The organism is Cyclobacteriaceae bacterium, assembly GCA_030584025.1.
GTDB lineage: Bacteria > Bacteroidota > Bacteroidia > Cytophagales > Cyclobacteriaceae > UBA2336.
The window spans coordinates 3,159,206-3,183,267 of the sequence record CP129487.1 but is presented as its reverse complement, the minus strand read 5'-3'; the positions used below and the strand labels follow the sequence as shown (position 1 = coordinate 3,183,267).

Sequence of the window (24,062 nt, the reverse complement as noted above, 5' to 3'; positions counted from 1 at the left end):
CTTGTTATAATTTTCTTATCCAGATATTTCTGAACTGAGTTTTGTTGCCGTGATCCTGGAGCGAGATCACATCATCACCATGCGCTTCACCGTAGTGATGTAATCCGATGTACAAGGTTAATCCGTTAATCGTAACGTTGTTCTGAATCAAAACACCATTGTGCAGCACGGTGATGGTTGCCGGTGAATCCAAACTGCCATCCGCTTTAAAGCGAGGCGCACGATAGATAACATCATAGGTGTTCCACTCCAGCGGACCTTTCATGGCGTTAACCAATGGAGCGTGATCTTTGTACACACTTCCTGCCTGTCCGTTGCGATAAGTTCGGTTGTTGTACGAATCGAGTATTTGCAGTTCATATCGGTTCTGAAAAAATACGCCACTGTTGCCACGTCCTTGTCCCTGACTTTCCACAACATCGGGTGCACTGAATTCAAGATGAAGCTGGCAATCGCCAAACTTCATTTTGGTTTGTATACCTCCTGAACCGGGCACTACTTCCATATGGTCATTATCAACAATTTGCCAGGGCGCAGGCTTTGATGGATCTTTTTGACTTACCCACTGATCCAGATTCTTTCCATCGAAAAGGATGATGGCATCAGAAGGCGCATCGCCCAGGTTTTTTCCTGGAGTCACTACACGCACTTCAGGTTCCCAGATTTCTGTCATCTCCGGCTTCATGGGCATAGGTGAAACAGCAGGAGGCGTGTTGGGGTAATTCTGACTGAGAGCGAGTGTTGCACTGAACAAGAAGAAAGAAGAAAAAATGGAGATACGCTTCATGGTGTATGTGGTTGATACTGCCTTAAACTTAATCATTACAATCCGAAATCGTAAGCTCATCCTCTAACGCTCCGAACCACACCACACCATATTCTTTGTAAAAGCCGATGCCAATTGCCTTCCAGGTAATTTGGTTCCAGGTTCCATCATTGATGATTACCCGATTGTGTCCTACGCTTTTCTTCCATCCCGCCAGACCCTCTTCTGCATTGGCACCAATGGAACTGAAATATGAAATTTCATACCCGTTGCTGTTGTACCCGGATATTTCACGGGGCTTGTCCCACATGCAGCGAGCCTGCTTGTGATCTTCGGTGTAGCAGCAAGCCGTCCACTTTCCTTTTTTCGACCAGCTGTGTAGGTTACACTTTCCATTATTTGGATTATGGTTTTCGCTCAGATCTTTTGCATGCAATTGCGCTACTCTTGTCAGTTTCTCAGAGAGTGGAATAACCGGCAATCCTTTTTCCTTCCGGTAAGCCATAATCAGGTCGTACAGTTTTTTCTCCTCAGGCTGAAGACATATAGTCGTATTTTTTTTATTCGATGAGGAAGTAAACAACAGGCTTATCAGGATTAACGAAAATACACGTGGTTTCATAGCCGATTATTTCAACAAAAAACGCCCCAAACCCTTTAAGCCGTTTATTTCTATGCCGATTTTTTTAATTTCGGGCTCTTTAAGGCACAAACAATTTAATTATAATTCGATGAGCGAACAGAAAATAAGCATTCAGAACGGCAAACTTAACGTTCCCGATAATCCGACAATTCCTTTTATTGAAGGCGATGGCACCGGTGTAGACATCTGGCCGGCCTCACAACTTGTTTTCGACAAGGCTGTTGAGAAGGCCTATGGCGGAAAACGAAAAATCAATTGGAAGGAAGTTTTAGCAGGTGAAAAGGCTTATAACAAAACCGGAAACTGGATGCCGGATGAAACCATGACCGCCTTCCGTGAATACCTGGTAGGCATCAAAGGCCCATTGACCACACCTGTGGGTGGAGGCATTCGCTCATTAAACGTAGCCCTTCGTCAGGATTTGGATTTGTATGCTTGTGTACGTCCAGTTCGTTGGTTTAAAGGTGTTCCTTCTCCTGTTAAGGAGCCACACAAAACGGATATGACCATCTTCCGTGAGAACACCGAAGATATTTATGCGGGTATTGAGTTTCAGGAAGGAACCGAAGACAACAAAAAGTTTTTGAAGCTTTTTGAAGAAAACTATCCGAAACTTTACAAGAAGATTCGTTTTCCGAAAACCGCTGGAATTGGAATTAAGCCTGTTTCAAAAGAAGGAACGGAGCGCTTGGTTCGTTCGGCCATTGAATTTGCCATTGCCCACAAAAAGCTAAGCGTAACCTTGGTACACAAGGGTAATATCATGAAGTTCACCGAAGGTGGTTTCCGTGATTGGGGATATGCGTTGGCGAAAAGTGAGTTTGGTGCGAAAGACCTGGATGGCGGACCATGGCAGGTAATTGAAAAAGATGGCCATAAGATTGTGATCAAAGATTCAATTGCTGATGCGTTCTTGCAGCAGATTCTTCTTCGCCCCGATGAATATTCAGTGGTAGCCACACTCAACCTGAATGGCGATTATATTTCTGATGCCTTGGCTGCTATTGTAGGCGGAATTGGAATTGCGCCTGGCGGAAACATCAACTACGTAACCGGTCACGCTATTTTTGAAGCCACACACGGCACGGCACCAAAATATGCCGGTCAGGATAAAGTAAACCCTGGGTCTGTCATACTTTCCGGTGTAATGATGCTGGAGTACATGGGCTGGCAGGAAGCTGCTGATCTGATCGTAAAAGGTTTGGAAGGCGCTATCTCGTCTAAGAAAGTTACCTACGATTTCCACCGCCTGATGGATGGGGCTACTTTATTAAAGTGCTCTGAATTCGGCCAGGAAGTGGTGAAGAATATGTAATCCGATTTTTTTGATAATGAGAAGCCTCACATTTTGTGGGGCTTTTTGTTTTTGTTAGAAGCCTAACATCTTGATTGCGGTAAGTGCAGCTTCTTCCCCTTTGTTGCCATACTTTCCACCTGCACGATCAAATGCCTGTTGTTTGTTCAGGGTAGTCAATACACCAAAGATTACTGGCTTTCCGGTTTTCAATCCAACTTCGGTAAGGCCATAAGCTACTGCCTGGCAGATGTAGTCGAAGTGTGGCGTTTCCCCCTGGATTACACAACCCAAGCAGATCACTGCATCAATTTCATCACGTTGGGCCATCCATTGTGCACCAAGAGATAATTCAAATGTTCCCGGTACATTTTTTCGGATGATGTTTTGTTTTTGAACGCCATGCTGAGTCAGACTGGCTACTGCTCCGGTATACAACGCTCCGGTTATTTCTTCATTCCATTCAGCCACGACAATAGCAATTCGTGATGCTGATAAATCAATACGGGTTTGAATTTTTCCTGAAGGCAGTGATCCGGCCATAGTGTTTCTGATTTTTTGACAATAAAAAAGGGATAGAAACTATCCCTTCAAAAGTAATTTAATTTCTACTACGAATTGCTCTCCAGCTTTGCCTTAAACTTTCGGGCATTCTGGTATTCGGAAGATTCCCAATATTTGGTGATGATTTGATCGTATGCGGCTTTTGCTTTTTCTGCCTGATTCAATTTTTCGTAGGCCAAAGCAGCTTTCATCAAATAAGTAGGTGTGAAAAAGCGATTGGGTTTATAAGCAGCAGCCTTGTCGTAATAGGTTGCCGCTTCTTCAAAGTTTTCTTCCTCCATGTACGCATCACCAATCAGGCTGTAGGCGCGTGCCTGTACCAGCAAATCGTTTGAGCTGAAGTCTTGTAAGTAAAGTCTGGCAGCTTCGTATTTACCTTGCTTCAAGTAAGAAACACCGGCATAGAAGTGCGCCAGGTTTGCGGCATCAGAAAATTTGTATTCGTCAATAATGTCAATGAATCCCAGGTTGTTTCCATCGCCATTTAACGCCAGATTAAGGCTGTCTGCTTCGAAATAATAGATTGCCTGGAACATCTCGCGTTGAGCCTGGGCATCCTGGTTTGATTTATAATACATGAAGCCAAAATATCCGGCAACGGCCACCAACAATACAGCCACTACACCAATAACCAACTTTGAGTTTTGTTCCAGCCAGTTTTCAGCGCCTTCCAGCTTTTCTGCAAGGGCTTCCGGATTTTGTAACAGATCTTTTGATTCGTCTTTCTTCGCCATGACAATACTACATTAGCCACCCAACAGCCGTCAGGAGGGGCCGCAAAACTACTAATTACAGGATATTAAACAAAAGGTGTTTTAGTCGGCAATGAAGGGATAATCAGCCTCAGCATAAATATCCGTTAACGCCTCTGATGGATCGGGGAAGTTGGATTCTTCAGCAAACTTCACACTTTCTTCAACCTGGGCTGCCACTTTTTCTTCAATTTTCTGAAGGTCTTTTTCTGTAGCAAATTTCTTGTCGAGAATGGTTTTACGCACCACTTCAACCGGGTCGCGCTGCTTGTATTCTTCTACTTCTTCCTTGGTACGGTATTTTTGCGGATCAGACATGGAGTGTCCTTTGTATCGGTATGTTCTGAATTCCAAAAGGGTAGGTCCATCGCCTTTGCGGGCACGTTCAGCGGCTCTTGCAACAGCTTTGTGAACTTCTTCAACCTTCATGGCGTCTACCGGTTCGGAGGGCATATCGTATGATTCACCCAATGTATATAGTTCCGTTACGTTGGAGGTTCGCTTAACGGATGTACCCATGGCGTAACCATTGTTTTCAATAACAAAAATCACGGGTAATTTCCACAACATGGCCAGGTTTAACGCTTCGTGGAAAGCACCCTGACGTACGGCACCATCCCCCATGTAGCAAATACACACATTGCCGGTTTTATTATATTTTTCAGAAAATGCAATTCCGGCACCTAAAGGAATTTGTCCTCCTACAATGCCATGCCCGCCAATAAAATTCACAGCTTTATCAAAAATGTGCATGGAACCACCTTTGCCTTTCGAGCAACCGGTTTCTTTGCCGTAGAGCTCAGCCATTACTGCATTCGGGCTGGTGCCCAACGCCAATGGGTGTCCGTGATCGCGATAAGCGGTGATCCACTTATCGTCTTTAGTCAATGCTGAAACGGCACCCGCAGCACACGCCTCCTGACCGATATATAAGTGGCAGAAACCTTTTATCTTTTGCATCCCATAAAGCTGCCCGGCTTTCTCTTCAAACTTGCGCATCAGCAACATGCTCTCGTACCAGTACATATAGGTTTCTTTTGAAAAACCAGTTTCTGAGCCTTTTGATGTGCTGCTTTTCTTAGCTTTGGCGGTCTTGGACATATCCCTAATTTTGATTCGGACTGCGAAAATAGGGTACAATTGGACAACTGCCAAGTGGATGCCCTGAAAACGGATTTCAAACATTTTTTAAGCTAATTCCCTGCACGTGCGCCTGAACCGCCTTCAGTTGAGCAACTTTAAAAACTATGAGGAACTGGAGTTGAAGTTTCCATCGCAGATCAATTTTTTATTGGGCTTGAATGGGAGCGGCAAAACAAACCTGCTGGAAGCCATCTATTACCTGTCTACAACAAAAGGGTTTTCAGCCAGTTCGGATACGCAGAACATCAAGCATGGTAAAGACTTTTTTTTCATCAAAGGTGAATTTGAAAATGATAATAAGACGCATGACGTATTCTGCCAGGTGCAAGCCGGCCGGAAAAAAGTTTTTCGTGAGGATAGTCGCGATTATGAAAAGCTCAGCGATCACATCGGTCGGTATCCGGTGGTGCTTATTTCTCCGCTTGATGTTGACTTGGTGAAGGAAAGCAGCGATGCCCGCAGAAAGTTTTTCGATCAGATGATCGCCCAGGTTGATCACGTTTACCTGGAGGCGTTGATGGAATACCACTATGCTTTAAAGCAGCGAAATGCTTTGCTGAAAATGTTTGCTGAGCAAAACAAGGTTGATTATCAGATGATTGACTTGTACGACCAGCAATTGTCACGTACCGGAAAGGTTCTTTATGAAAAGCGAAATGCTTTCGCAGCCGAATTTCTACCCTTATTCAATAAAGCATACGCACTACTGGTTGATGAACAGGAAGAAGCCACGTTAACCTATTCTTCTCCACTTGAACTCAACACCATGGAGGAGGGATTGAAAGAGAGTTTAAAGAAGGACTTGATTCTTCAGCGCACCACCTTTGGCATTCACCGCGATGACTATGTTTTTGGATTTGCCCATGGTGAACTGAAGCGATTGGGCTCTCAGGGCCAGCAAAAGTCGTTTTTAGTAGCTATTAAACTTGCCCAGGTTGAAGTTATCAAGGCTCATCTCGGGTTTAGCCCTATGCTGCTTTTAGATGATATTTTTGATAAATTGGATGACACCCGCATTGCCAGGTTGCTCCGGGTAGTATCTGGGAAGGATTATGGCCAATCTTTTATTACCGATGCCGGTCCGGAGCGAACGTTGGCCATGATGAAGGAACTGAAAATTCCGGGTGATGTTTATGAAGTTGATGGAGGTCGCGTTAAGCCAAGAAAAGCGTGAAAGACAATAAAGACAATAAAGCCGGTATTACACCCATTGGTGACGCCATTCGCAGCTTGCTGAATTCCTATCACCTGGAATCGAAATTCGATGAGGCTCAGGTCATTGCCTCGTGGGAGCGACTGGTAGGAGAGCCCATTGCCAGGCGCACCCGCAAGGTGTTTATGAAAAACCGGGTACTTTTTGTGGAATTCAAAACGGCCTCCATGAAAAACGATTTTCTGCTCCATAAGTCAAAGGTTATTGAACTCTTCCATCAGGAGTTCGGAAAGGGCATTGTTACGGACATTGTGATTATTTAATAATCAGATTGTTTTCGGCCTTTTTTAAAATGTTTGACTAAACCAAAAAACCGTATAATTTTGCACTCCTATTTTTAGAAAACCCTGTTTTTGGGCACGTTCCATCAGGCTTTTCGAAAGCGTTCTAGGAAATATTTTAGTTCGGGATTGGTGAGGAGTAAAAGCCCCCTGATTCCGTTGAAAGGGGGAATACCAAAGCGGCCAACTGGGACAGACTGTAAATCTGTTGTCTTATGACTTCATAGGTTCGAATCCTATTTCCCCCACTCCTTATCCCGCCTCTCCTTTAGAAGAGGCAGGTTGAGGCAATGCGGGAGTAGCTCAGTTGGTAGAGCGGCAGCCTTCCAAGCTGCAGGTCGCGGGTTCGAGCCTCGTCTCCCGCTCTGATGCTGTTGTAGCTCAGGGGTAGAGCACTTCCTTGGTAAGGAAGAGGTCGTGAGTTCAATTCTCATCAACAGCTCTAACGTTGAAGTTTCTTGTGAGGCTCAACGGCTTAACCAGAAAGAAGTTCTGGTTGTAAACGTATTGAATAGTTGCATGCTTTGATTTCGGATGAGTAGCGCCATCGGTTTGGAAATCAATGTGTTCAACCTGCCGCAAGGCAGACGAATAAACCCTTATTCGACAGGCTTATCATGTTTAGGGTGTATCTTCTGAAAGGAAGATTTAAGAAGTAAAACTTAAATTAATTATACACTTTAAACTTTAACTGGAATTTTCAAATATGGCTAAAGAAACATTTGATCGTTCGAAACCTCACGTAAACATTGGTACCATTGGTCACGTTGACCACGGTAAAACCACCCTTACTGCGGCTATTACGCAGGTGCTCTCTAAAAAGGGACTCGCTGCTGTGCGCGATTTCTCTTCTATCGACAACGCACCTGAAGAAAAAGAAAGAGGTATTACTATCAACACCTCACACGTTGAGTACGCTACAGACAAGCGTCACTACGCACACGTTGACTGTCCTGGTCACGCTGACTATGTGAAGAACATGGTTACTGGTGCTGCCCAGATGGACGGTGCTATTCTTGTAGTGGCTGCTACAGATGGTCCTATGCCTCAAACTCGCGAGCACATTCTGTTGGCTCGTCAGGTAGGTGTACCTGCACTTGTTGTGTTCATGAACAAAGTTGACTTGGTTGACGATGCTGAATTGTTGGATCTTGTTGAAATGGAAGTACGTGAACTGATGTCTTCTTACAACTTCCCTGGCGATACTATGCCTGTAATCAGAGGATCTGCTCTTGGCGCCTTGAACGGTGAGCCTAAGTGGGTTGAGAAAGTGGAAGAATTGATGAACGCAGTTGATGAGTTCATTCCAATTCCTACCCGTTTGATCGACAAAGATTTCTTGATGCCTGTTGAAGACGTGTTCTCAATCACTGGTCGTGGTACTGTTGCTACCGGCCGTATTGAGCGTGGTGTGATCAACTCAGGTGATGCAGTTGAAATCCTTGGTATGGGTGCTGAAAACCTGAAGTCTACCGTGACTGGTGTGGAAATGTTCCGCAAAATTCTTGACAGAGGTGAGGCTGGTGATAACGTAGGTCTGTTGCTCCGTGGTATTGAAAAAGAGCAAATCCGCAGAGGTATGGTTATCTGCAAGCCTGGTTCAGTAACTCCGCACGCTAAGTTCAAGGCTGAGGTTTACGTATTGTCGAAAGAAGAAGGTGGTCGTCACACTCCATTCTTTAACAAGTACCGCCCTCAGTTCTATTTCCGTACCACTGACGTAACAGGAGAAATCATGTTACCAGCTGGCGTAGAAATGGTTATGCCTGGCGATAACATCTCTATCGAAGTTCAGCTGATCAACAAGATTGCTATGGAGAAAGGTCTTCGTTTCGCGATTCGTGAAGGTGGCCGTACCGTAGGATCTGGTCAGGTTACTGAAATTCTTGACTAGTTAACGGATAAGTGCCCGAAAGGGCATTTCTCTGAAAATCAATAACATAAGGCGTTTCTGAAATTTTAAGGAACGCCTTTGTTTTCTATAGTTTCTATTTCTACCTTTGCAGTCCTTTTGAGCTGCATAAGGTATTGAAATGTAACTTGGTGTAACTCAGAAGGTTGAGGGGGCCTTAAAAGCCTGCAAAACCACGGGGTTTCACCTAAAAACGGGTGTAGCTCAATTGGCAGAGCAGCGGTCTCCAAAACCGCAGGCTGGGAGTTCGAGTCTCTCCACCCGTGCTAAACGCAAAAAAACTGATGCAGAAGATTAAAACATTCTTTTTGGAGTCTTGGGACGAGCTTAAAAATAAGGTCTCCTGGTCCAGTTTTAATGAATTGCAAGGCAGCGCCATTCTGGTGTTGGTTGCCTCAACAATTTTTGCATTGGTAATTGGTGGTATCGACTGGGTTTTTCAAACCGGGTTGGAGTGGTTCTATAGGGAATTTTAACCGGCAGGTTCGATGGGCGAATTGAAGTGGTATGTATTGCGCGTCATCAGCGGCCAGGAAAAGAAGGTTAAAACTTACCTGGAAAATGAAATTGAGCGCGAAAAGCTACAGGAATATATTCCGCAGGTTCTGATTCCTTCCGAGAAGGTGTACGAAATGCGGGGTGGCAAGAAGCGTGTTCGGGAAAGAAATTTCTTCCCGGGTTACGTGTTGATCTCAGCCGATCTTTCTCATGGGGAAGCCTATCACTCGGTTAATAATATTCCGGGTGTAATTGGATTTCTGGGAAACAATGGCTCAGGTTCTTCAAAAGATCCGGTGCCCTTGCGCCAATCTGAGGTGAACAGAATCCTCGGTAAGGTTGATGAGATTGATACGTTCGATGAAAAATTGGAAACACCTTTTATTAAAGGTGAATCCGTGAAAGTAATGGACGGACCATTCAGTGGGTTTACGGGAACGGTGGAAGAGATTTTTGAGGAGAAGAAAAAACTCAATGTAATGGTGAAAATATTCGGCAGGAACACGCCTGTTGAATTGAATTATATGCAGGTTGAAAAGTTAGATTAAGGAATATCATGGCAAAGGAAATTACAGGGTATTTGAAATTACAAGTTAAGGGAGGTTCAGCAAACCCATCTCCTCCAATTGGTCCTGCTTTAGGTAGCAAGGGTCTTAACATCATGGACTTTTGCAAGCAGTTCAATGCGCGTACTCAGGATAAACCGGGTCAATTGCTTCCGGTTTTGATCACTATATATAACGACAAGTCGTTCGATTTTGTAATCAAAACACCACCCGCTGCTAACCTTATCCTGGAGACGATGAAAAAGCAGAAGGGTTCAAACGAACCTAACCGTACCAAAATCGGATCCATTACCTGGGATCAGGTAAAGGCCATTGCTGAATTGAAAATGCCGGATTTGAACGCATTTAAAATTGAGTCGGCAATGAAAATGGTTGCAGGTACAGCCAGAAGTATGGGCGTTACCGTTGCGGGTACACCTCCCTGGGAAAAATAAATAACCGACTGATTACAAAAGAAAGTCATGGCAAAGATTTCAAAAAACAGAAAAGCCGTAGAGGCGAAATATAATCCGGATAAGCTCTATTCGCTGGATGATGCATCGCAACTGTTGAAGGACATTACCTTCACCAAGTTTGATGCTTCCGTGGATATGGATATCCGGTTAGGCGTTGATCCTAAAAAATCCGACCAGATGGTTCGTGGCGTAGTGTCTCTTCCTCATGGTATCGGAAAAGCAGTTCGTGTACTGGTGCTTTGCACACCTGATAAAGTTCAGGATGCGAAAGATGCCGGTGCCGATCACGTTGGTCTGGATGATTACATCCAGAAAATTGAAGGTGGCTGGACAGACATCGATGTGATTATCTGTACGCCTACCGTAATGGCCAAAGTTGGTAAACTTGGCAAGGTATTGGGCCCTCGCGGCTTGATGCCAAATCCTAAATCAGGAACTGTTACGCTCGAAGTTGGTAAAGCGGTTAAAGAAGTAAAAGCCGGTAAAATCGACTTCAAAATTGATAAAACAGGAATCATACACGTGAGCATCGGGAAAGCTTCCTTCTCGCCTGACAAAATCAGGGACAATGCCATGGAGATGATTAATGTGGTTGCCAAACTGAAGCCTGCCTCAGCGAAAGGTGCATACTTTAGAAGTATCAGCATCTCAACAACGATGAGTCCGGGTGTAAAGATTGACATGGGTTCTATTGCTGGTATCTAAGAAAACAAAAACATGACCAGAGAAGAAAAAGCACAAATTATAGAGGAACTCAGTCAGAAGTTTGCGGACAACATGCACTTCTATATTACCGATGCAGGCGGATTAACCGTTGAGCAGGTAAACAATTTCAGAAGGCTTTGCTTCAAAAGCGGCATCGAATACCGCGTGTATAAGAACACGTTGATTCGCAAAGCGCTTGAGAAGCAAGAAGGTGTTGATTTTACTCCGCTTTTCGGAACCTTACACGGCTTTTCGGGCGTCCTCTTCTCTAAAGAAGCTGGAAACCTGCCGGCACGCGTAATAAAAGAGTTTCGTAAAAAACTGGACGGCAAACCTGTACTGAAGGCAGCCTCTATCGACTCCGACTTTTTTATCGGAGAAGAAAACCTCAATACGCTCAGCGAGCTGAAGAGCAAGAATGAGCTTATTGGTGATGTTATTTCCTTGTTGCAATCACCTGCCAAGAATGTATTGTCTGCTTTGTTAAGTGGCAAGCAAACACTTGGTGGCTTGATGAAGACTTTGGAAGAACGCGCAAAATAAATTGTTGAATCAAAATTTTAAATTTTAGTAAAAATGGCTGACGTAAAAGCTCTCGGAGATCAACTCGTTGAACTCACCGTTAAAGAAGTAAGCGAACTCGCTTCTTACCTGAAAGAAACCTATGGCATTGAGCCTGCAGCTGCTGCTGTAGTAGCAGGTCCTGCTGCTGGTGGTGCTGGTGGTGGCGCTGCTGCTGAAGAAAAAACCAATTTCGATGTTGTATTGAAAGCTCCTGGTGCTAACAAACTTCAAATCGTGAAGCTTGTTAAGGAACTTACTGGTCTTGGCTTGAAAGAAGCTAAAGATGTAGTAGACGGAGCTCCTAAAACAATCAAAGAAGGCTTACCTAAGGACGAAGCTGAAAACCTCAAGAAGCAACTCGTTGAAGCGGGTGCTGAAGTTGAGCTGAAGTAAGCTTCTTGAAGGCGAACGGTACGTCTAACGCCTTCTGTTAGACCTTGCCCCAATGCGTAATTGGGACAAGGTCTATTCCTATTTATACCTATGGTATTTATACCTGTGGCAACGTACCAGCCACAATTCGTCCAGGATTTGAACATAAACGTTAAGCACCTTGGCAAAGAAAAATAGTAACGGTAGAATTGATTTCTCCTCTGTAGAAAAAATAATCGACTACCCTGATTTTCTGGATGTACAACTCCAGTCATTCAAAGACTTCCTGCAAATCGACACGCCTGCTGAAAAGCGGCAAAACGAAGGTTTGTATAAAGTTTTTGCCGAAAACTTCCCGATCTCTGATTCGCGCGAAAACTTTGTATTGGAGTTCGTGGATTACACCATTGATCCTCCAAAATACGATGTGGATGAATGCATCGACCGGGGGTTGACATTCTCTGTACCCTTAAAGGCAAAATTGCGCCTCACCTGTAACGATGAGGATAACGAAGATTTTGAAACGATTGAGCAGGAAGTATTCCTTGGGAATATTCCATACATGACTGAAAAGGGCTCGTTCGTAATCAATGGGGCCGAGCGTGTTATCGTGTCACAGCTTCACCGTTCACCGGGTGTGTTCTTCGCCATGAGCAAGCACACCAATGGTACGAAGTTGTATTCCGCACGTATCATTCCGTTTAAAGGTTCCTGGATTGAATTCGCGACTGACGTGAATTCGGTGATGTATGCGTACATCGATCGTAAAAAGAAATTCCCTGTTACCACGTTGCTTCGTGCAATTGGTTTCGGAACAGATAAAGATATCCTTGATCTCTTCGGTTTGTCTGAAGAGGTGGAGGCCAACAAGAATACGTTGAAGAAGATTGCCGGCCGTAAGCTGGCGGCACGTGTTCTTCGCACCTGGACAGAAGACTTCGTGGATGAAGATACCGGTGAAGTGGTATCCATCGATCGTAACGAGGTATTGCTGGAGCGTGACCATGTATTGTCGCAGGAAGATGTAGACACGATCCTGGAATCAGGTGTGAAGTCGATCATTCTGCACCGCGAAGATGTAAACGTGGCTGATTACCACATCATCTTCAACACGTTGGCAAAAGACAACTCTAACTCTGAGAAGGAAGCGGTTGAGCAAATCTATCGCCAATTAAGAAATACAGAAGCGCCTGACGAACAAACGGCTCGCGATATTATTCAAAGCTTGTTCTTCAGCGAGAAGCGTTATGACCTTGGTGAAGTTGGTCGTTATAGAATCAACAAGAAACTTGGCCTTGACCTGTCTTACGACCAGCGCGTTCTTACAAAAGAAGATATTATTCTTATCGTGAAGTACCTGATCGGATTGATCAACTCAAAAGCATTGATCGATGATATCGATCACTTGAGCAACCGTAGGGTGCGTACCGTAGGCGAACAATTGTACACCCAGTTCGGTGTGGGTCTTGCCCGTATGGCCAGAACCATCAAAGAAAGAATGAACGTTCGTGATAACGAAGACTTCAAGCCTGTTGATCTGATCAACGCGCGTACATTGTCTTCAGTAATCAACTCGTTCTTCGGAACGAACCAGCTTTCACAGTTCATGGACCAGACGAACCCGCTGGCCGAGATTACGCACAAGCGTAGAATGTCAGCCCTCGGTCCAGGTGGTCTTTCACGTGAACGTGCCGGCTTTGAAGTTCGTGACGTACACTATACGCACTACGGTCGTCTGTGTACCATCGAAACTCCGGAAGGTCCGAACATCGGTTTGATTTCATCGCTTTGCGTTCATGCCAAGGTGAACAAGATGGGCTTCATAGAAACGCCTTATCGTAAGATTGAAAACGGAAAGGTTAAGAAGGAACTTATATTCCTTACAGCCGAAGAAGAAGATACCCACAACATTGCCCAGGCAAATGTGAAGGTTAAGCCAAATGGCGAATTCATTGAAGAGCGTGTGAAGGCTCGTTTTGAAGGTGACTTCCCAGTGGTAGAGCCTAAGGAATTGAAGTATATGGATATTGCTCCGAACCAAATCGTTTCGGTTGCTGCGTCTATGATTCCATTCCTCGAACACGATGATGCGAACCGTGCGTTGATGGGTTCAAACATGCAACGTCAGGCTGTACCATTGGTGCGTCCTGAAGCGCCAATTGTTGGAACCGGTCTGGAAGGTCGCATTGCGCTGGATTCCCGCGCACTGATCACCGCTGAAGGTGAAGGTGTGGTGGAATTTGTGGATGCGAAGAAAATTGTAATTAAGTATGATGTTACAGAGGAACAACGCTCTGTAAACTTTGATAATGAGGTAAGAACGTATAGCCTGGTGAAATTCAGAAGAACCAACCAGGACACGTGTATTAACCACACACCACTAGTTAGAAAGGGTGACCGTGTTACGCAAGGCCAGCCGCTTGTAGAAGGGTACGCAACCAACAACGGTGAGCTTGCACTTGGAAGAAACCTGTTGGTGGCTTACATGCCATGGCAAGGTTACAACTTCGAGGATGCGATTGTAATTTCTGAGAAAGTGGTTCGCGATGATGTGTACACTTCTATTCACATTGAAGAATTTGAACTGGAAGTACGCGATACCAAGCGTGGTGAAGAAGAATTGACTTCAGAAATTCCGAACGTAAGCGAAGAAGCCGTTAAGCATCTTGATGAGAACGGTATCATTCGCGTGGGTGCGGAAGTAAAAGAAGGTGATATCCTGATCGGTAAAATCACTCCTAAAGGTGAGACCGATCCTACACCAGAAGAGAAACTACTGCGCGCCATCTTTGGTGACAAGGCAGGTGATGTGAAGGATGCTTCCCTTAAGGCGCCTCCATCATTAAAGGGTGTGGTAATCGATACGAAGTTGTTCTCCAGACCGAAGCGCGACAAAGATGTTCGCTCGAAGTCGAAGAAGGAACTGGATGCACTGAAGAACAAGTACAGCAAAACATTGGCTGACTTGCGTGCTGAAATGATCAAGAAGCTTACTGCCTTATTGAATGGAAAGGCCAGCAATGGTGTGAAGCACAAGTTTGGTGATGAGTTAATCAGCAAAGGCGTTAAGTTCTCTGCAAAGGTTATCGAGAATAACCTTTTCCCTGACAAGAACATTTACAGGGACGAAAGCAACTATGCCGTACCGGAAGAAGTAAACCTGATAGCCGATATTTCACTGGATAACTGGACCAGCGATGATCATACCAATGATCTGGTAGCTCAGTTGGTGAAGAACTACCTTGTGAAAAGAAATTCCTATGCAGGTGAGTTCAAGCGTGAACGTTTCACATTGGAAGTTGGTGATGAACTGCCTACGGGTATCGTTCAACTGGCTAAAGTGTACATCGCGAAGAAACGTAAGTTGAAAGTGGGTGATAAGATGGCGGGTCGTCACGGTAACAAGGGTGTTGTAGCTCGTATTGTTCGTGAAGAAGATATGCCATTCCTCGAAGATGGAACACCGGTTGACATTTGCTTGAACCCGCTTGGTGTACCATCTCGTATGAACTTGGGTCAGCTCTATGAAGCTGTACTTGCCTGGGCAGGTTTGAAACTTGGCCGCAAGTATGCCACACCGATTTTCGATGGTGCTTCGCTTGAACAAGTTCAGAATGAATTGAAGGAAGCCGGCTTGCCTGAGTATGGCCGTACCTACTTGTATGATGGCTTAAGCGGTCAGAAGTTTGACCAGCCTGTAACCGTTGGTGTAGCGTACATGCTGAAACTCGGTCACTTGGTTGATGATAAGATGCACGCACGTTCTATCGGACCATACTCACTCATTACGCAACAGCCGTTGGGTGGTAAAGCACAGTTCGGTGGACAGCGTTTTGGAGAAATGGAGGTTTGGGCTATCGAAGCATTCGGTGCATCCCATATCCTGCAGGAAATCCTTACCATCAAGTCGGATGACGTTATCGGTCGTGCAAAAGCATACGAGTCGATTGTGAAGGGAGAAAATATGCGCAAGCCTAATATCCCTGAATCATTCAACGTATTGGTGCATGAACTGAGAGGTCTGGCACTTGAGATCACGATGGATTAATAAACTTGAACTAGAAACCTGAAAACTGAGCGTATGTCTTTCAGAAAAAATAAAAAATTCAACAGCGATTTTTCCAAAATCACCATCAGCCTGGCTTCTCCGGAATCGATTCTGGAAAGTTCACATGGCGAGGTGACACAACCGGAAACCATTAACTACAGAACCTACAAGCCTGAAATGGGCGGCTTGTTCTGCGAGCGTATTTTCGGTCCGGTTAAGGATTGGGAATGTCACTGCGGTAAATACAAGCGCATTCGTTACAAAGGCATCATCTGCGACCGTTGCGGTGTAGAAGTTACCGAAAAGAAAGTAAGACGTGAGCGCATGGGGCACATCGAATTGGTGGTTCCGGTAGCACACATCTGGTATTTCCGTTCCCTGCCGAACAAAATCGGTTACTTGTTGGGATTGGCTACCAAGAAATTGGATCAGATCATCTACTACGAGCGCTATGTGGTTATCCAACCCGGTGTGAAGGAAGAAGACGGTATCAATAAGATGGATTTCCTCACTGAAGAGGAATACCTGGATATCGTTGACAAACTTCCTCGAGAAAACCAATTGTTGGATGACAACGATCCGAAGAAGTTTATCGCCAAGATGGGTGCTGATGCATTGGAAATGTTGTTATCCCGTCTTGATCTGGATACGCTTTCATATGATCTGCGCCACCAGGCAGCAACCGATACTTCTCAGCAGCGTAAAGCTGAAGCGTTGAAGCGTTTGAAAGTAGTTGAAGCTTTCCGCGAAGCCAACACGCGTGTGGAAAACCGCCCCGAGTGGATGGTGATCAAGATGGTGCCTGTTATTCCGCCTGAACTTCGTCCGCTTGTGCCGTTGGATGGTGGTCGTTTTGCTACCTCTGATTTGAATGACCTTTACAGACGTGTGATTATTCGTAACAACCGTCTGAAGCGTCTGATTGATATTAAAGCGCCTGAAGTAATTCTTCGTAACGAGAAGCGTATGCTTCAGGAAGCGGTTGACTCGTTGTTCGACAACTCACGTAAAGTGAATGCTGTTCGTTCCGATGGAAACCGTGCGTTGAAATCGTTGAGCGATATGCTGAAAGGTAAGCAAGGACGTTTCCGTCAGAACTTGCTTGGTAAGCGTGTTGACTACTCTGGTCGTTCCGTTATTGTAGTAGGTCCTGAGCTCAAATTACATGAGTGCGGATTACCTAAAGATATGGCTGCTGAATTATTCAAGCCATTCATCATCCGAAAGTTGATTGAAAGAGGAATTGTTAAAACCGTTAAATCGGCTAAGAAAATTGTTGATCGTAAGGATCCGGTGATCTGGGATATTCTTGAAAATGTATTGAAAGGACATCCTGTATTGTTGAACCGTGCCCCTACGCTTCACCGTTTAGGTATTCAGGCTTTCCAACCAAAACTGATTGAAGGAAAAGCGATTCAGTTACACCCGTTGGTATGTACTGCATTTAACGCTGACTTTGACGGTGACCAGATGGCCGTTCACGTGCCGCTTGGCCAGGAAGCTATTCTTGAAGCATCGGTATTGATGTTGTCTTCGCACAACATTCTTAACCCGGCTAACGGTGCACCTATTACTGTACCTTCTCAGGACATGGTGTTGGGCTTATACTACCTCACAAAAGGAAGAAAGAGCACACCTGAAAATAAAGTATTGGGTGAAGGCCGCATGTTCTACTCTGCTGAAGAGGTGATCATTGCACACAACGAAGGCAAACTGGCTAAGCATGCACATATCAAAGTACGTGTAAAAATGCTTGATAAGAAAACCGGTGAACTGAAAGATCAGGTGATTGAGACAGTAGCTGGCCGTGTATTGTTTAATCAATACGTTCCGGAGGAAGCTGGTTTTGTAGATGAACTGCTAACCAAGAAGAAACTGCAAACCATTATTGCCGATGTATACAAGGCGGCCGGTCTTTCTAAAACCGCGAAGTTCCTGGATGATATTAAGGATCTTGGTTTCCAGATGGCCTACAAAGGTGGTTTGTCAATGGGCTTGAACGATGTGAAGATCCCGGTGGAGAAAGAGAAGTTTGTTTCTGATGCGCAGAAAGAAGTTGATGCGGTTTGGAACAACTACATGATGGGTCTGATCACCGATAACGAACGTTACAATCAGGTTATCGATATTTGGACGCGTACCAATACCATGTTGACCAACACGTTGATGCGTCAATTGGAAGAAGATACGCAAGGCTTCAACCCGATCTACATGATGATGCACTCCGGGGCCCGTGGTTCACGCGAGCAGGTACGTCAGTTAGGTGGTATGCGTGGTCTGATGGCCAAGCCGCAGAAAAACCTGGCTGGTTCAGTAGGTTCAATTATTGAAAACCCGATCCTTTCCAACTTCAAAGAAGGATTGGATGTATTGGAATATTTTATCTCTACCCACGGTGCACGTAAAGGTCTTGCTGATACCGCGTTGAAAACGGCTGATGCGGGTTACCTGACGCGTAGGTTGGTAGACGTTGCGCACGACCTGGTAATCACTGAAGAGGATTGCGGTACGCTGCGTGGCTTGAAAGTTACAGCCCTGAAGGATAACGAAGATATCGTTGAACCTTTGTCTGAGCGTATTCTTGGCCGTGTAACGGTACACGATATCTATGATCCGTTGACAGAAGAATTGATCTGTCCTGCGAACTCCGAGGTTACTGATGAGATCGCGAAGCGTGTAGAAGAAACAAGCATTGAAGAAGTTGAGATTCGTTCCGTACTGACATGCGAATCGAAAATGGGGGCTTGCTCCAAGTGTTATGGACGTAACCTGGCTACCGGTAAAATGGCAGAAGCAGGTGAGGCTGTTGGTGTAATTGCTGCTCAGTCGATCGGTGAACCTGGCACACAGCTTACCCTTCGTACCTTCCACGTGGGTGGTACAGCATCCAACATTGCGGTTGATGCCAACATCAAGGCAAAATTCCCAGGTGTAGTTGAGTTTGAAGGAGTTCGTTTTGTGGATACAACCGACCGTGATGGTAATAAAGTACAGGTGGTGATGGGTCGTACAGGTGAAATCCGAATCCTGGATAAGGAGAAGGGACGTGTACTTATCAGCAACAACGTGCCTTACGGTGCATTCCTGAAAGTGAAGGACGGTCAATCCGTAGAGAAGGGTGATGAGCTTTGCTTCTGGGATCCATACAATGCGGTTATCCTTTCTGAGTTTGACGGTGAAATCGGATATGAGGCAATCATTGAAGGCATCACCTATAAGGAGGAATCGGATGAGCAGACTGGTCACCGTGAAAAAGTGATTACAGAAACTCGTGATAAGACAAAGAACCCGGCCATTATTGTTAATGGCAAGTCGGAGACGAAGTCATATAACATCCCGGTAGGGGCACACTTAGCTGTTGATGAAGGTGAGAAGATTAAAGCCGGTCAGGTACTGGTGAAAATCCCGCGTACCATTGGCAAGTCTCGCGATATTACAGGGGGTCTGCCACGTGTAACGGAATTGTTTGAAGCACGTAATCCTTCGAACCCGGCCGTGGTGAGTGAGATTGATGGTGTGGTAACCTATGGTGGTATCAAGCGTGGTAACCGTGAAGTGTTCATTGAATCACGTGATGGTGTACAAAAGCGTTACTTGGTGCCGTTGTCTAAGCACATCCTTGTTCAGGATAACGACTTTGTGAAAGCGGGTCAGCCATTATCGGATGGATCAATTTCTCCGGGTGATATCCTGGCGATTAAAGGTCCAACTGCTGTTCAGGAATACCTCGTGAATGAAATTCAGGAAGTATACCGTCTGCAGGGTGTGAAGATTAACGACAAGCACATTGAAGCTATCGTTAGCCAGATGATGCAGAAAGTTGAAATCATCGATCAAGGTGATACCAACTTCTTGCCTGGCGAATACGTAGATAAGTTCTCCTTCCGTGAGGAGAACGATAAGATTCTGGATAAGAAGGTTGTGATTGATGCGGGCGATTCTGACAAGTTTAAGCCTGGTCAGATTATCACCAGTCGTGAATTGCGTGATGAAAACTCTTCGTTGAAGAGAAAAGATCAAAAGACTGTTGAAGTTCGCGATGCATTGGCTGCTGTTTCTCGTCCTACGTTGCAAGGTATCACGCAAGCGTCTTTGAAGACGGAGAGCTGGTTGTCAGCCGCCTCGTTCCAGGAGACTACCAAAGTGTTGAGCGAAGCTGCTATCCGCGGTAAGGCCGATCGCTTATTGGGTATGAAGGAGAACGTGATCGTAGGTCATCTGATTCCTGCCGGTACAGGTCAGCGTAGGTTTAACAGCCTGATCGTAACACATCAGGATGAATACGATACATTGACACGTGCATTGGAAACTCCGAAATCTCAGGATAAAGAGAAAGAGCTTCAGGATTAATTAGTTTCGGGTTCAAGGTTTAAAGTCAGTATCTCTCAAAGTGGAGTGCAACTTTAAATCTTGAACCTTGATTTTTAAATCATACCATTATGGCCGAAGAAAAGAAAGAGAAGCAGGCACCGAATCAGATTAACATTGAGTTATCAGAGGAGATAGCCGAGGGTATTTACTCGAACCTGGCCATGATTGCACATTCCAATAGTGAATTTGTGATTGACTTCATTCGGCTGATGCCGGGTGTTCCAAAAGCCCGGGTAAAGTCAAGGGTTATCATTACTCCTGAGCATGCCAAGCGCCTGTTGGCCGCCCTTAAGGACAACATCGACAAATACGAAAACGCTTTTGGCCCCATCAAGCAAACTCCCGATATGCCAAAATTCCCTATGAATTTTGGGGGCACCGTTGGTGAGGCTTAGTCGGAAAACCTTTAAAACAGGCTGAAAACGAAGATTTTGACTCTAAAAATCTTTATTCAAAGGCTTTGTATCCTTTCTTTCTTTATAATACCTTTGCAGTCCTAATTTTTGACAGGTTTATAATAACGACTTATAAATGCCGACCATTCAACAACTCGTACGAAAAGGCAGGAAAAAACTGACTTCTAAGTCAAAATCTCCAGCCCTTGATTCATGTCCTCAGCGCAGAGGTGTTTGTACACGTGTGTACACAACCACCCCTAAGAAGCCGAACTCGGCTATGCGTAAAGTTGCCCGTGTGCGCCTCACCAACCAAAAGGAGGTAAACGCATACATTCCGGGCGAAGGACACAACCTGCAGGAGCACTCTATTGTGTTGATCCGTGGCGGAAGGGTAAAAGATCTTCCAGGTGTTCGTTACCACATCGTGCGTGGAGCGTTGGATACGGCCGGTGTAAACGGACGTTTACAGAGTCGTTCTAAATATGGTGCAAAACGCCCTAAAGCTGGTGCTGCTGCAGCTCCTGCCAAGGGTAAAAAATAATCTGATCGGTCATGAGAAAAGCAAAACCCAAGAAGAGATACCTGTTACCGGACCCTAAGTTCCAGGATACGTTGGTTACCAAGTTTGTTAACTACCTGATGGAAGACGGTAAGAAAAGTGTATCGTACAATATTTTTTATGATGCCGTTGCTTTGGTTGAAAAGAAGACCAATGAAAGCGGTTTAGAGGTTTGGAAGCGTGCCATGAATAACTTGATGCCTTCTGTTGAAGTGAAGAGCCGTAGGGTAGGTGGTGCTACATTCCAGGTACCTGTTGAAATCCGTCCTGAGCGTAAAATCAATTTGAGTATTAAGTGGTTGATCGACTACGCACGTATGCGTGGTGAAAAGACCATGATGGATAAATTGGCAGGTGAAATCATTGCCGCATCAAAAGGCGAAGGTGCTGCGATCAAGAAAAAAGATGATACGCACCGCATGGCTGAGGCCAACAAGGCATTTTCACATTTCAGATTTTAATAGAGGAGTAGGATACGCATGTCAAGAGATCTTAAATACACAAGAAATATTGGTATTGCTGCGCACATTGATGCGGGTAAAACAACTACCACAGAACGTATTCTGTACTATGCCGGTGTAAATCACAAAATCGGTGAAGTGCATGATGGAGCAGCTACCATGGACTGGATGGCGCAAGAGCAGGAGCGTGGTATTACCATTACATCTGCGGCTACAACCGTTTATTGGAATTACAAGAGCAACAAGTATCACGTTAACATTATCGATACGCCAGGTCACGTGGATTTTACCGTTGAGGTAAACCGCTCCCTTCGTGTATTGGATGGTCTGGTGTTTTTGTTTAGTGCTGTTGATGGTGTTGAACCACAGTCTGAAACAAACTGGCGCCTTGCCGACAATTATAAAGTAGCCCGTATTGGTTTCGTTAATAAAATGGACCGTGCAGGTGCTGATTTTCTTGGCGTTTGCAAGCAGGTTAAAGAAAAATTAGGCAGCAAGGCCGTTGCTCTTCAATTACCAATTGGTGCTGAAGAACATTTTAAAGGTGTTGTTGACTTGGTTAACAACCGCGGTATTATCTGGAATGAAGAGGATAAAGGGATGACCTTTACCGAAGTTCCTATTCCGGCTGACATGGTGGAAGAAGCAAAGGAGTATCGCGAGAAACTTCTTGAAGCTGTTGCCGAGTATGATGAGACATTGATGGAGAAATTCTTCAATGATCCTGAGACGATTACTGAGGCTGAGATTATCAATGCACTCCGTAAGGCTACTATTGATATGGCCATCGTTCCGATGGTTTGTGGTTCATCCTTTAAGAACAAGGGTGTACAAACCATGCTGGATTATGTAATGGAGTTGTTGCCCTCTCCGCTGGATAAGGATAACATCATCGGAACAAATCCGGATGATGAATCTGAAGTAACGATCAAGCCAGATGAGAAGGAGCCCTTTGTAGCACTTGCATTTAAGATCGCAACCGATCCATTCGTTGGTCGTCTGTGCTTTATCCGTGCGTATTCAGGTGTGTTGGAGTCTGGCTCTTATGTATACAATACCCGTTCGAACCAGAAGGAACGTATTTCCCGTGTGTTCCAGATGCACGCGAACAAACAGAATCAAATTGAACGCCTGACTGCCGGTGATATTGGTGCGGTCGTAGGCTTTAAGGATATTAAAACTGGCGATACCCTTTGCGATGAAAAACGTAAGGTGGTATTGGAATCCATGGTATTCCCTGAGCCGGTAATTGGTTATGCTATTGAGCCTAAGAAACAGGCTGATGTGGATAAACTCGGTATGGCTATCTCCAAATTGGTGGAAGAAGATCCTACCCTGCGTGTAAATACCGATCAGGAAACAGGTCAGACCATTCTTCGCGGAATGGGTGAATTGCACCTTGAAATCATCATCGATCGCTTGAAGCGCGAGTTTAAAGTAGAGATTAACCAGGGTGCTCCGCAGGTGGCGTACAAAGAAACGCTTACGACTACGGTTGAGCACAAGGAAGTATACAAGAAGCAGACTGGTGGTCGTGGTAAGTTTGCCGATATCGTATTTGAAATCGGTCCTCGTGAGGATGGAAAAGAAGGCCTTGAGTTTGTGAACGATATTGTGGGTGGTGTTATTCCTCGTGAATTCATCCAGCCTGTTCAGAAAGGTTTTGAATCAGCGATGGTTAACGGGCCTTTGGCAGGTTACCCGATCGATTCGATGAAGGTTCGCCTTTTCCATGGTTCATACCACGATGTTGACTCTGACTCGCTGTCGTTTGAATTAGCTGCCCGTATTGGTTTCAAGGAAGCAGCAAGAAAGTGTGGTCCGCAATTGTTGGAGCCGATTATGAGTGTGGAAGTATTGACTCCAGATGAATTTACAGGTTCTGTAACCGGTGATTTGAACCGCAGACGTGGTTTGATGAAGGGTATGGATAGCCGCGGTGGTGCGCAGGTTATTAAGGCCGATGTTCCGTTATCGGAATTGTTCGGTTACGTAACCGATTTGAGAACGATTACCTCTGGCCGTGCATCGGCTACGTTAACCTTCTCGCACTATGCTCCGGTTCCTAAAAACCTGGCCGATAAAGTAATTGATGAAGTTAAGGGCGCTGTTGCCGCAAAATAAATATCTAAAAGACGTTTAGATCATGAATCAGAAAATCCGAATCAAACTCAAGTCTTACGACCACAACCTGGTAGATAAGTCTTCTGAGAAAATTGTGCGTGCTGTAAAGGCAACTGGCGCTGTGGTAAGTGGACCCATTCCATTGCCAACTGAAAAAGAAAAATTCACGGTGCTGCGTTCACCACACGTGAACAAGAAGTCGCGTGAGCAGTTTCAACTTTGTACCTACAAGCGCTTGGTTGACATCTATTCCAACAGCGCTAAAACCGTAGATGCCCTGATGAAGCTTGAACTTCCCAGCGGTGTTGATGTGGAGATCAAAGTGTAGTGATTTAACTTGCAAGAATTCACAAAAGCCATTCCCAAACGGGTG

Annotated in this window: 22 protein-coding genes and 4 tRNA genes; 21 read left to right on the top strand and 5 right to left on the bottom strand. The window is 45.1% G+C overall.

Annotated features, from left to right (window positions below):
* Window positions 1-4: 4 nt before the first annotated feature.
* Both QY309_14375 and QY309_14370 read right to left on the bottom strand, forming a co-directional pair.
* A complete protein-coding gene (locus tag QY309_14375; protein WKZ59045.1) occupies window positions 5-787 on the bottom strand; it encodes a DUF1080 domain-containing protein in 783 nt (260 codons plus the stop codon).
* 28 nt (window positions 788-815) lie between these two features.
* Window positions 816-1,388: a CAP domain-containing protein gene (locus QY309_14370; protein WKZ59044.1), complete on the bottom strand. Its 573-nt coding sequence runs from the start codon at window positions 1,386-1,388 to the stop codon at window positions 816-818.
* 109 nt (window positions 1,389-1,497) lie between these two features.
* On the opposite strand from QY309_14370, the gene icd reads away from it, so the two are divergent.
* Window positions 1,498-2,724: an NADP-dependent isocitrate dehydrogenase gene (gene icd, locus QY309_14365; protein ID WKZ59043.1), complete on the top strand. Its 1,227-nt coding sequence runs from the start codon at window positions 1,498-1,500 to the stop codon at window positions 2,722-2,724.
* Window positions 2,725-2,778: 54 nt separating this feature from the next.
* On the opposite strand, the gene ribH is transcribed toward icd, so the two are convergent.
* The 3 genes from ribH to pdhA all read right to left on the bottom strand — a co-directional run bounded on the left by ribH (window position 2,779) and on the right by pdhA (window position 5,120).
* A complete protein-coding gene (gene ribH, locus QY309_14360) occupies window positions 2,779-3,246 on the bottom strand; it encodes a 6,7-dimethyl-8-ribityllumazine synthase (protein WKZ59042.1) in 468 nt (155 codons plus the stop codon).
* Between the two features lie 68 nt (window positions 3,247-3,314).
* A complete protein-coding gene (locus tag QY309_14355; GenBank protein WKZ59041.1) occupies window positions 3,315-4,001 on the bottom strand; it encodes a tetratricopeptide repeat protein in 687 nt (228 codons plus the stop codon).
* A gap of 81 nt (window positions 4,002-4,082) precedes the next feature.
* Window positions 4,083-5,120 carry a pyruvate dehydrogenase (acetyl-transferring) E1 component subunit alpha gene (gene pdhA, locus QY309_14350; protein WKZ59040.1) on the bottom strand — a complete coding sequence of 346 codons (1,038 nt, stop codon included), beginning with the start codon at window positions 5,118-5,120 and terminating at the stop codon, window positions 4,083-4,085.
* A gap of 106 nt (window positions 5,121-5,226) precedes the next feature.
* On the opposite strand from pdhA, the gene QY309_14345 reads away from it, so the two are divergent.
* The 20 genes from QY309_14345 (at window position 5,227) to rpsJ (ending at window position 24,017) form a co-directional block, all read left to right on the top strand.
* Window positions 5,227-6,336: a DNA replication/repair protein RecF gene (locus QY309_14345; GenBank protein ID WKZ59039.1), complete on the top strand. Its 1,110-nt coding sequence runs from the start codon at window positions 5,227-5,229 to the stop codon at window positions 6,334-6,336.
* On the top strand, window positions 6,333-6,638 hold the full coding sequence (locus tag QY309_14340; GenBank protein ID WKZ59038.1) for a DUF721 domain-containing protein: 306 nt from the start codon (window positions 6,333-6,335) through the stop codon (window positions 6,636-6,638). Before QY309_14345 ends, QY309_14340 begins: the two co-directional genes overlap by 4 nt.
* A 183-nt stretch (window positions 6,639-6,821) precedes the next feature.
* Window positions 6,822-6,904, top strand: a tRNA-Tyr gene (locus QY309_14335).
* A 44-nt stretch (window positions 6,905-6,948) separates the two neighbouring features.
* Window positions 6,949-7,021: transfer RNA gene (locus QY309_14330), tRNA-Gly, on the top strand.
* A 5-nt stretch (window positions 7,022-7,026) separates the two neighbouring features.
* Window positions 7,027-7,098 (top strand) — tRNA-Thr (locus tag QY309_14325).
* A gap of 264 nt (window positions 7,099-7,362) precedes the next feature.
* Window positions 7,363-8,550 carry an elongation factor Tu gene (gene tuf / locus QY309_14320; protein ID WKZ59037.1) on the top strand — a complete coding sequence of 396 codons (1,188 nt, stop codon included), beginning with the start codon at window positions 7,363-7,365 and terminating at the stop codon, window positions 8,548-8,550.
* Between the two features lie 211 nt (window positions 8,551-8,761).
* Window positions 8,762-8,834 (top strand) — tRNA-Trp (locus QY309_14315).
* An 18-nt stretch (window positions 8,835-8,852) separates the two neighbouring features.
* Window positions 8,853-9,044, top strand: a complete 192-nt coding sequence (gene secE, locus QY309_14310) for a preprotein translocase subunit SecE (protein WKZ59036.1) — start codon at window positions 8,853-8,855, stop codon at window positions 9,042-9,044.
* 12 nt (window positions 9,045-9,056) lie between these two features.
* Window positions 9,057-9,614 carry a transcription termination/antitermination protein NusG gene (gene nusG / locus QY309_14305; protein WKZ59035.1) on the top strand — a complete coding sequence of 186 codons (558 nt, stop codon included), beginning with the start codon at window positions 9,057-9,059 and terminating at the stop codon, window positions 9,612-9,614.
* 8 nt (window positions 9,615-9,622) lie between these two features.
* Window positions 9,623-10,066 (top strand): 50S ribosomal protein L11, encoded by a 444-nt coding sequence (gene rplK / locus QY309_14300; protein ID WKZ59034.1) that lies wholly within the window; start codon window positions 9,623-9,625, stop codon window positions 10,064-10,066.
* 27 nt (window positions 10,067-10,093) lie between these two features.
* Window positions 10,094-10,792, top strand: coding sequence for a 50S ribosomal protein L1 (gene rplA / locus QY309_14295; protein WKZ59033.1), 699 nt, complete (start codon window positions 10,094-10,096; stop codon window positions 10,790-10,792).
* 12 nt (window positions 10,793-10,804) lie between these two features.
* Window positions 10,805-11,335 (top strand): 50S ribosomal protein L10, encoded by a 531-nt coding sequence (rplJ, locus tag QY309_14290; GenBank protein WKZ59032.1) that lies wholly within the window; start codon window positions 10,805-10,807, stop codon window positions 11,333-11,335.
* Window positions 11,336-11,368: 33 nt separating this feature from the next.
* Complete coding sequence (gene rplL, locus QY309_14285) at window positions 11,369-11,749, top strand: 50S ribosomal protein L7/L12 (protein ID WKZ59031.1); 381 nt, start codon at window positions 11,369-11,371, stop codon at window positions 11,747-11,749.
* A 160-nt stretch (window positions 11,750-11,909) separates the two neighbouring features.
* Window positions 11,910-15,776 (top strand): DNA-directed RNA polymerase subunit beta, encoded by a 3,867-nt coding sequence (rpoB, locus tag QY309_14280; protein WKZ59030.1) that lies wholly within the window; start codon window positions 11,910-11,912, stop codon window positions 15,774-15,776.
* Window positions 15,777-15,809: 33 nt separating this feature from the next.
* Window positions 15,810-20,126, top strand: a complete 4,317-nt coding sequence (gene rpoC / locus QY309_14275) for a DNA-directed RNA polymerase subunit beta' (GenBank protein WKZ59029.1) — start codon at window positions 15,810-15,812, stop codon at window positions 20,124-20,126.
* 89 nt (window positions 20,127-20,215) lie between these two features.
* A complete protein-coding gene (locus QY309_14270) occupies window positions 20,216-20,542 on the top strand; it encodes a DUF3467 domain-containing protein (GenBank protein WKZ59028.1) in 327 nt (108 codons plus the stop codon).
* 136 nt (window positions 20,543-20,678) lie between these two features.
* Entirely contained in the window at window positions 20,679-21,086 is a 408-nt protein-coding gene (gene rpsL / locus QY309_14265; GenBank protein ID WKZ59027.1) for a 30S ribosomal protein S12, read from the top strand.
* An 11-nt stretch (window positions 21,087-21,097) separates the two neighbouring features.
* A complete protein-coding gene (gene rpsG, locus QY309_14260) occupies window positions 21,098-21,565 on the top strand; it encodes a 30S ribosomal protein S7 (protein ID WKZ59026.1) in 468 nt (155 codons plus the stop codon).
* A gap of 18 nt (window positions 21,566-21,583) precedes the next feature.
* Window positions 21,584-23,689 carry an elongation factor G gene (gene fusA, locus QY309_14255; protein ID WKZ59025.1) on the top strand — a complete coding sequence of 702 codons (2,106 nt, stop codon included), beginning with the start codon at window positions 21,584-21,586 and terminating at the stop codon, window positions 23,687-23,689.
* Between the two features lie 22 nt (window positions 23,690-23,711).
* The gene (rpsJ, locus tag QY309_14250; protein WKZ59024.1) at window positions 23,712-24,017 is read left to right on the top strand and encodes a 30S ribosomal protein S10; all 306 of its coding nucleotides are present in this window, start codon (window positions 23,712-23,714) and stop codon (window positions 24,015-24,017) included.
* Window positions 24,018-24,062 lie beyond the last annotated feature (45 nt).

Bases quoted from the DNA above. Each gene is read 5' to 3' on its own strand.
- QY309_14375 (WKZ59045.1), bottom strand. From the start codon at position 787: ATGAAGCGTATCTCCATTTTTTCTTCTTTCTTCTTGTTCAGTGCAACA.
- QY309_14370 (WKZ59044.1), bottom strand. From the start codon at position 1,388: ATGAAACCACGTGTATTTTCGTTAATCCTGATAAGCCTGTTGTTTACT.
- icd (WKZ59043.1), top strand. From the start codon at position 1,498: ATGAGCGAACAGAAAATAAGCATTCAGAACGGCAAACTTAACGTTCCC.
- ribH (WKZ59042.1), bottom strand. From the start codon at position 3,246: ATGGCCGGATCACTGCCTTCAGGAAAAATTCAAACCCGTATTGATTTA.
- QY309_14355 (WKZ59041.1), bottom strand. From the start codon at position 4,001: ATGGCGAAGAAAGACGAATCAAAAGATCTGTTACAAAATCCGGAAGCC.
- pdhA (WKZ59040.1), bottom strand. From the start codon at position 5,120: ATGTCCAAGACCGCCAAAGCTAAGAAAAGCAGCACATCAAAAGGCTCA.
- tuf (WKZ59037.1), top strand. From the start codon at position 7,363: ATGGCTAAAGAAACATTTGATCGTTCGAAACCTCACGTAAACATTGGT.
- secE (WKZ59036.1), top strand. From the start codon at position 8,853: ATGCAGAAGATTAAAACATTCTTTTTGGAGTCTTGGGACGAGCTTAAA.
- nusG (WKZ59035.1), top strand. From the start codon at position 9,057: ATGGGCGAATTGAAGTGGTATGTATTGCGCGTCATCAGCGGCCAGGAA.
- rplK (WKZ59034.1), top strand. From the start codon at position 9,623: ATGGCAAAGGAAATTACAGGGTATTTGAAATTACAAGTTAAGGGAGGT.
- rplA (WKZ59033.1), top strand. From the start codon at position 10,094: ATGGCAAAGATTTCAAAAAACAGAAAAGCCGTAGAGGCGAAATATAAT.
- rplJ (WKZ59032.1), top strand. From the start codon at position 10,805: ATGACCAGAGAAGAAAAAGCACAAATTATAGAGGAACTCAGTCAGAAG.
- rplL (WKZ59031.1), top strand. From the start codon at position 11,369: ATGGCTGACGTAAAAGCTCTCGGAGATCAACTCGTTGAACTCACCGTT.
- rpoC (WKZ59029.1), top strand. From the start codon at position 15,810: ATGTCTTTCAGAAAAAATAAAAAATTCAACAGCGATTTTTCCAAAATC.
- QY309_14270 (WKZ59028.1), top strand. From the start codon at position 20,216: ATGGCCGAAGAAAAGAAAGAGAAGCAGGCACCGAATCAGATTAACATT.
- rpsL (WKZ59027.1), top strand. From the start codon at position 20,679: ATGCCGACCATTCAACAACTCGTACGAAAAGGCAGGAAAAAACTGACT.
- rpsG (WKZ59026.1), top strand. From the start codon at position 21,098: ATGAGAAAAGCAAAACCCAAGAAGAGATACCTGTTACCGGACCCTAAG.
- fusA (WKZ59025.1), top strand. From the start codon at position 21,584: ATGTCAAGAGATCTTAAATACACAAGAAATATTGGTATTGCTGCGCAC.
- rpsJ (WKZ59024.1), top strand. From the start codon at position 23,712: ATGAATCAGAAAATCCGAATCAAACTCAAGTCTTACGACCACAACCTG.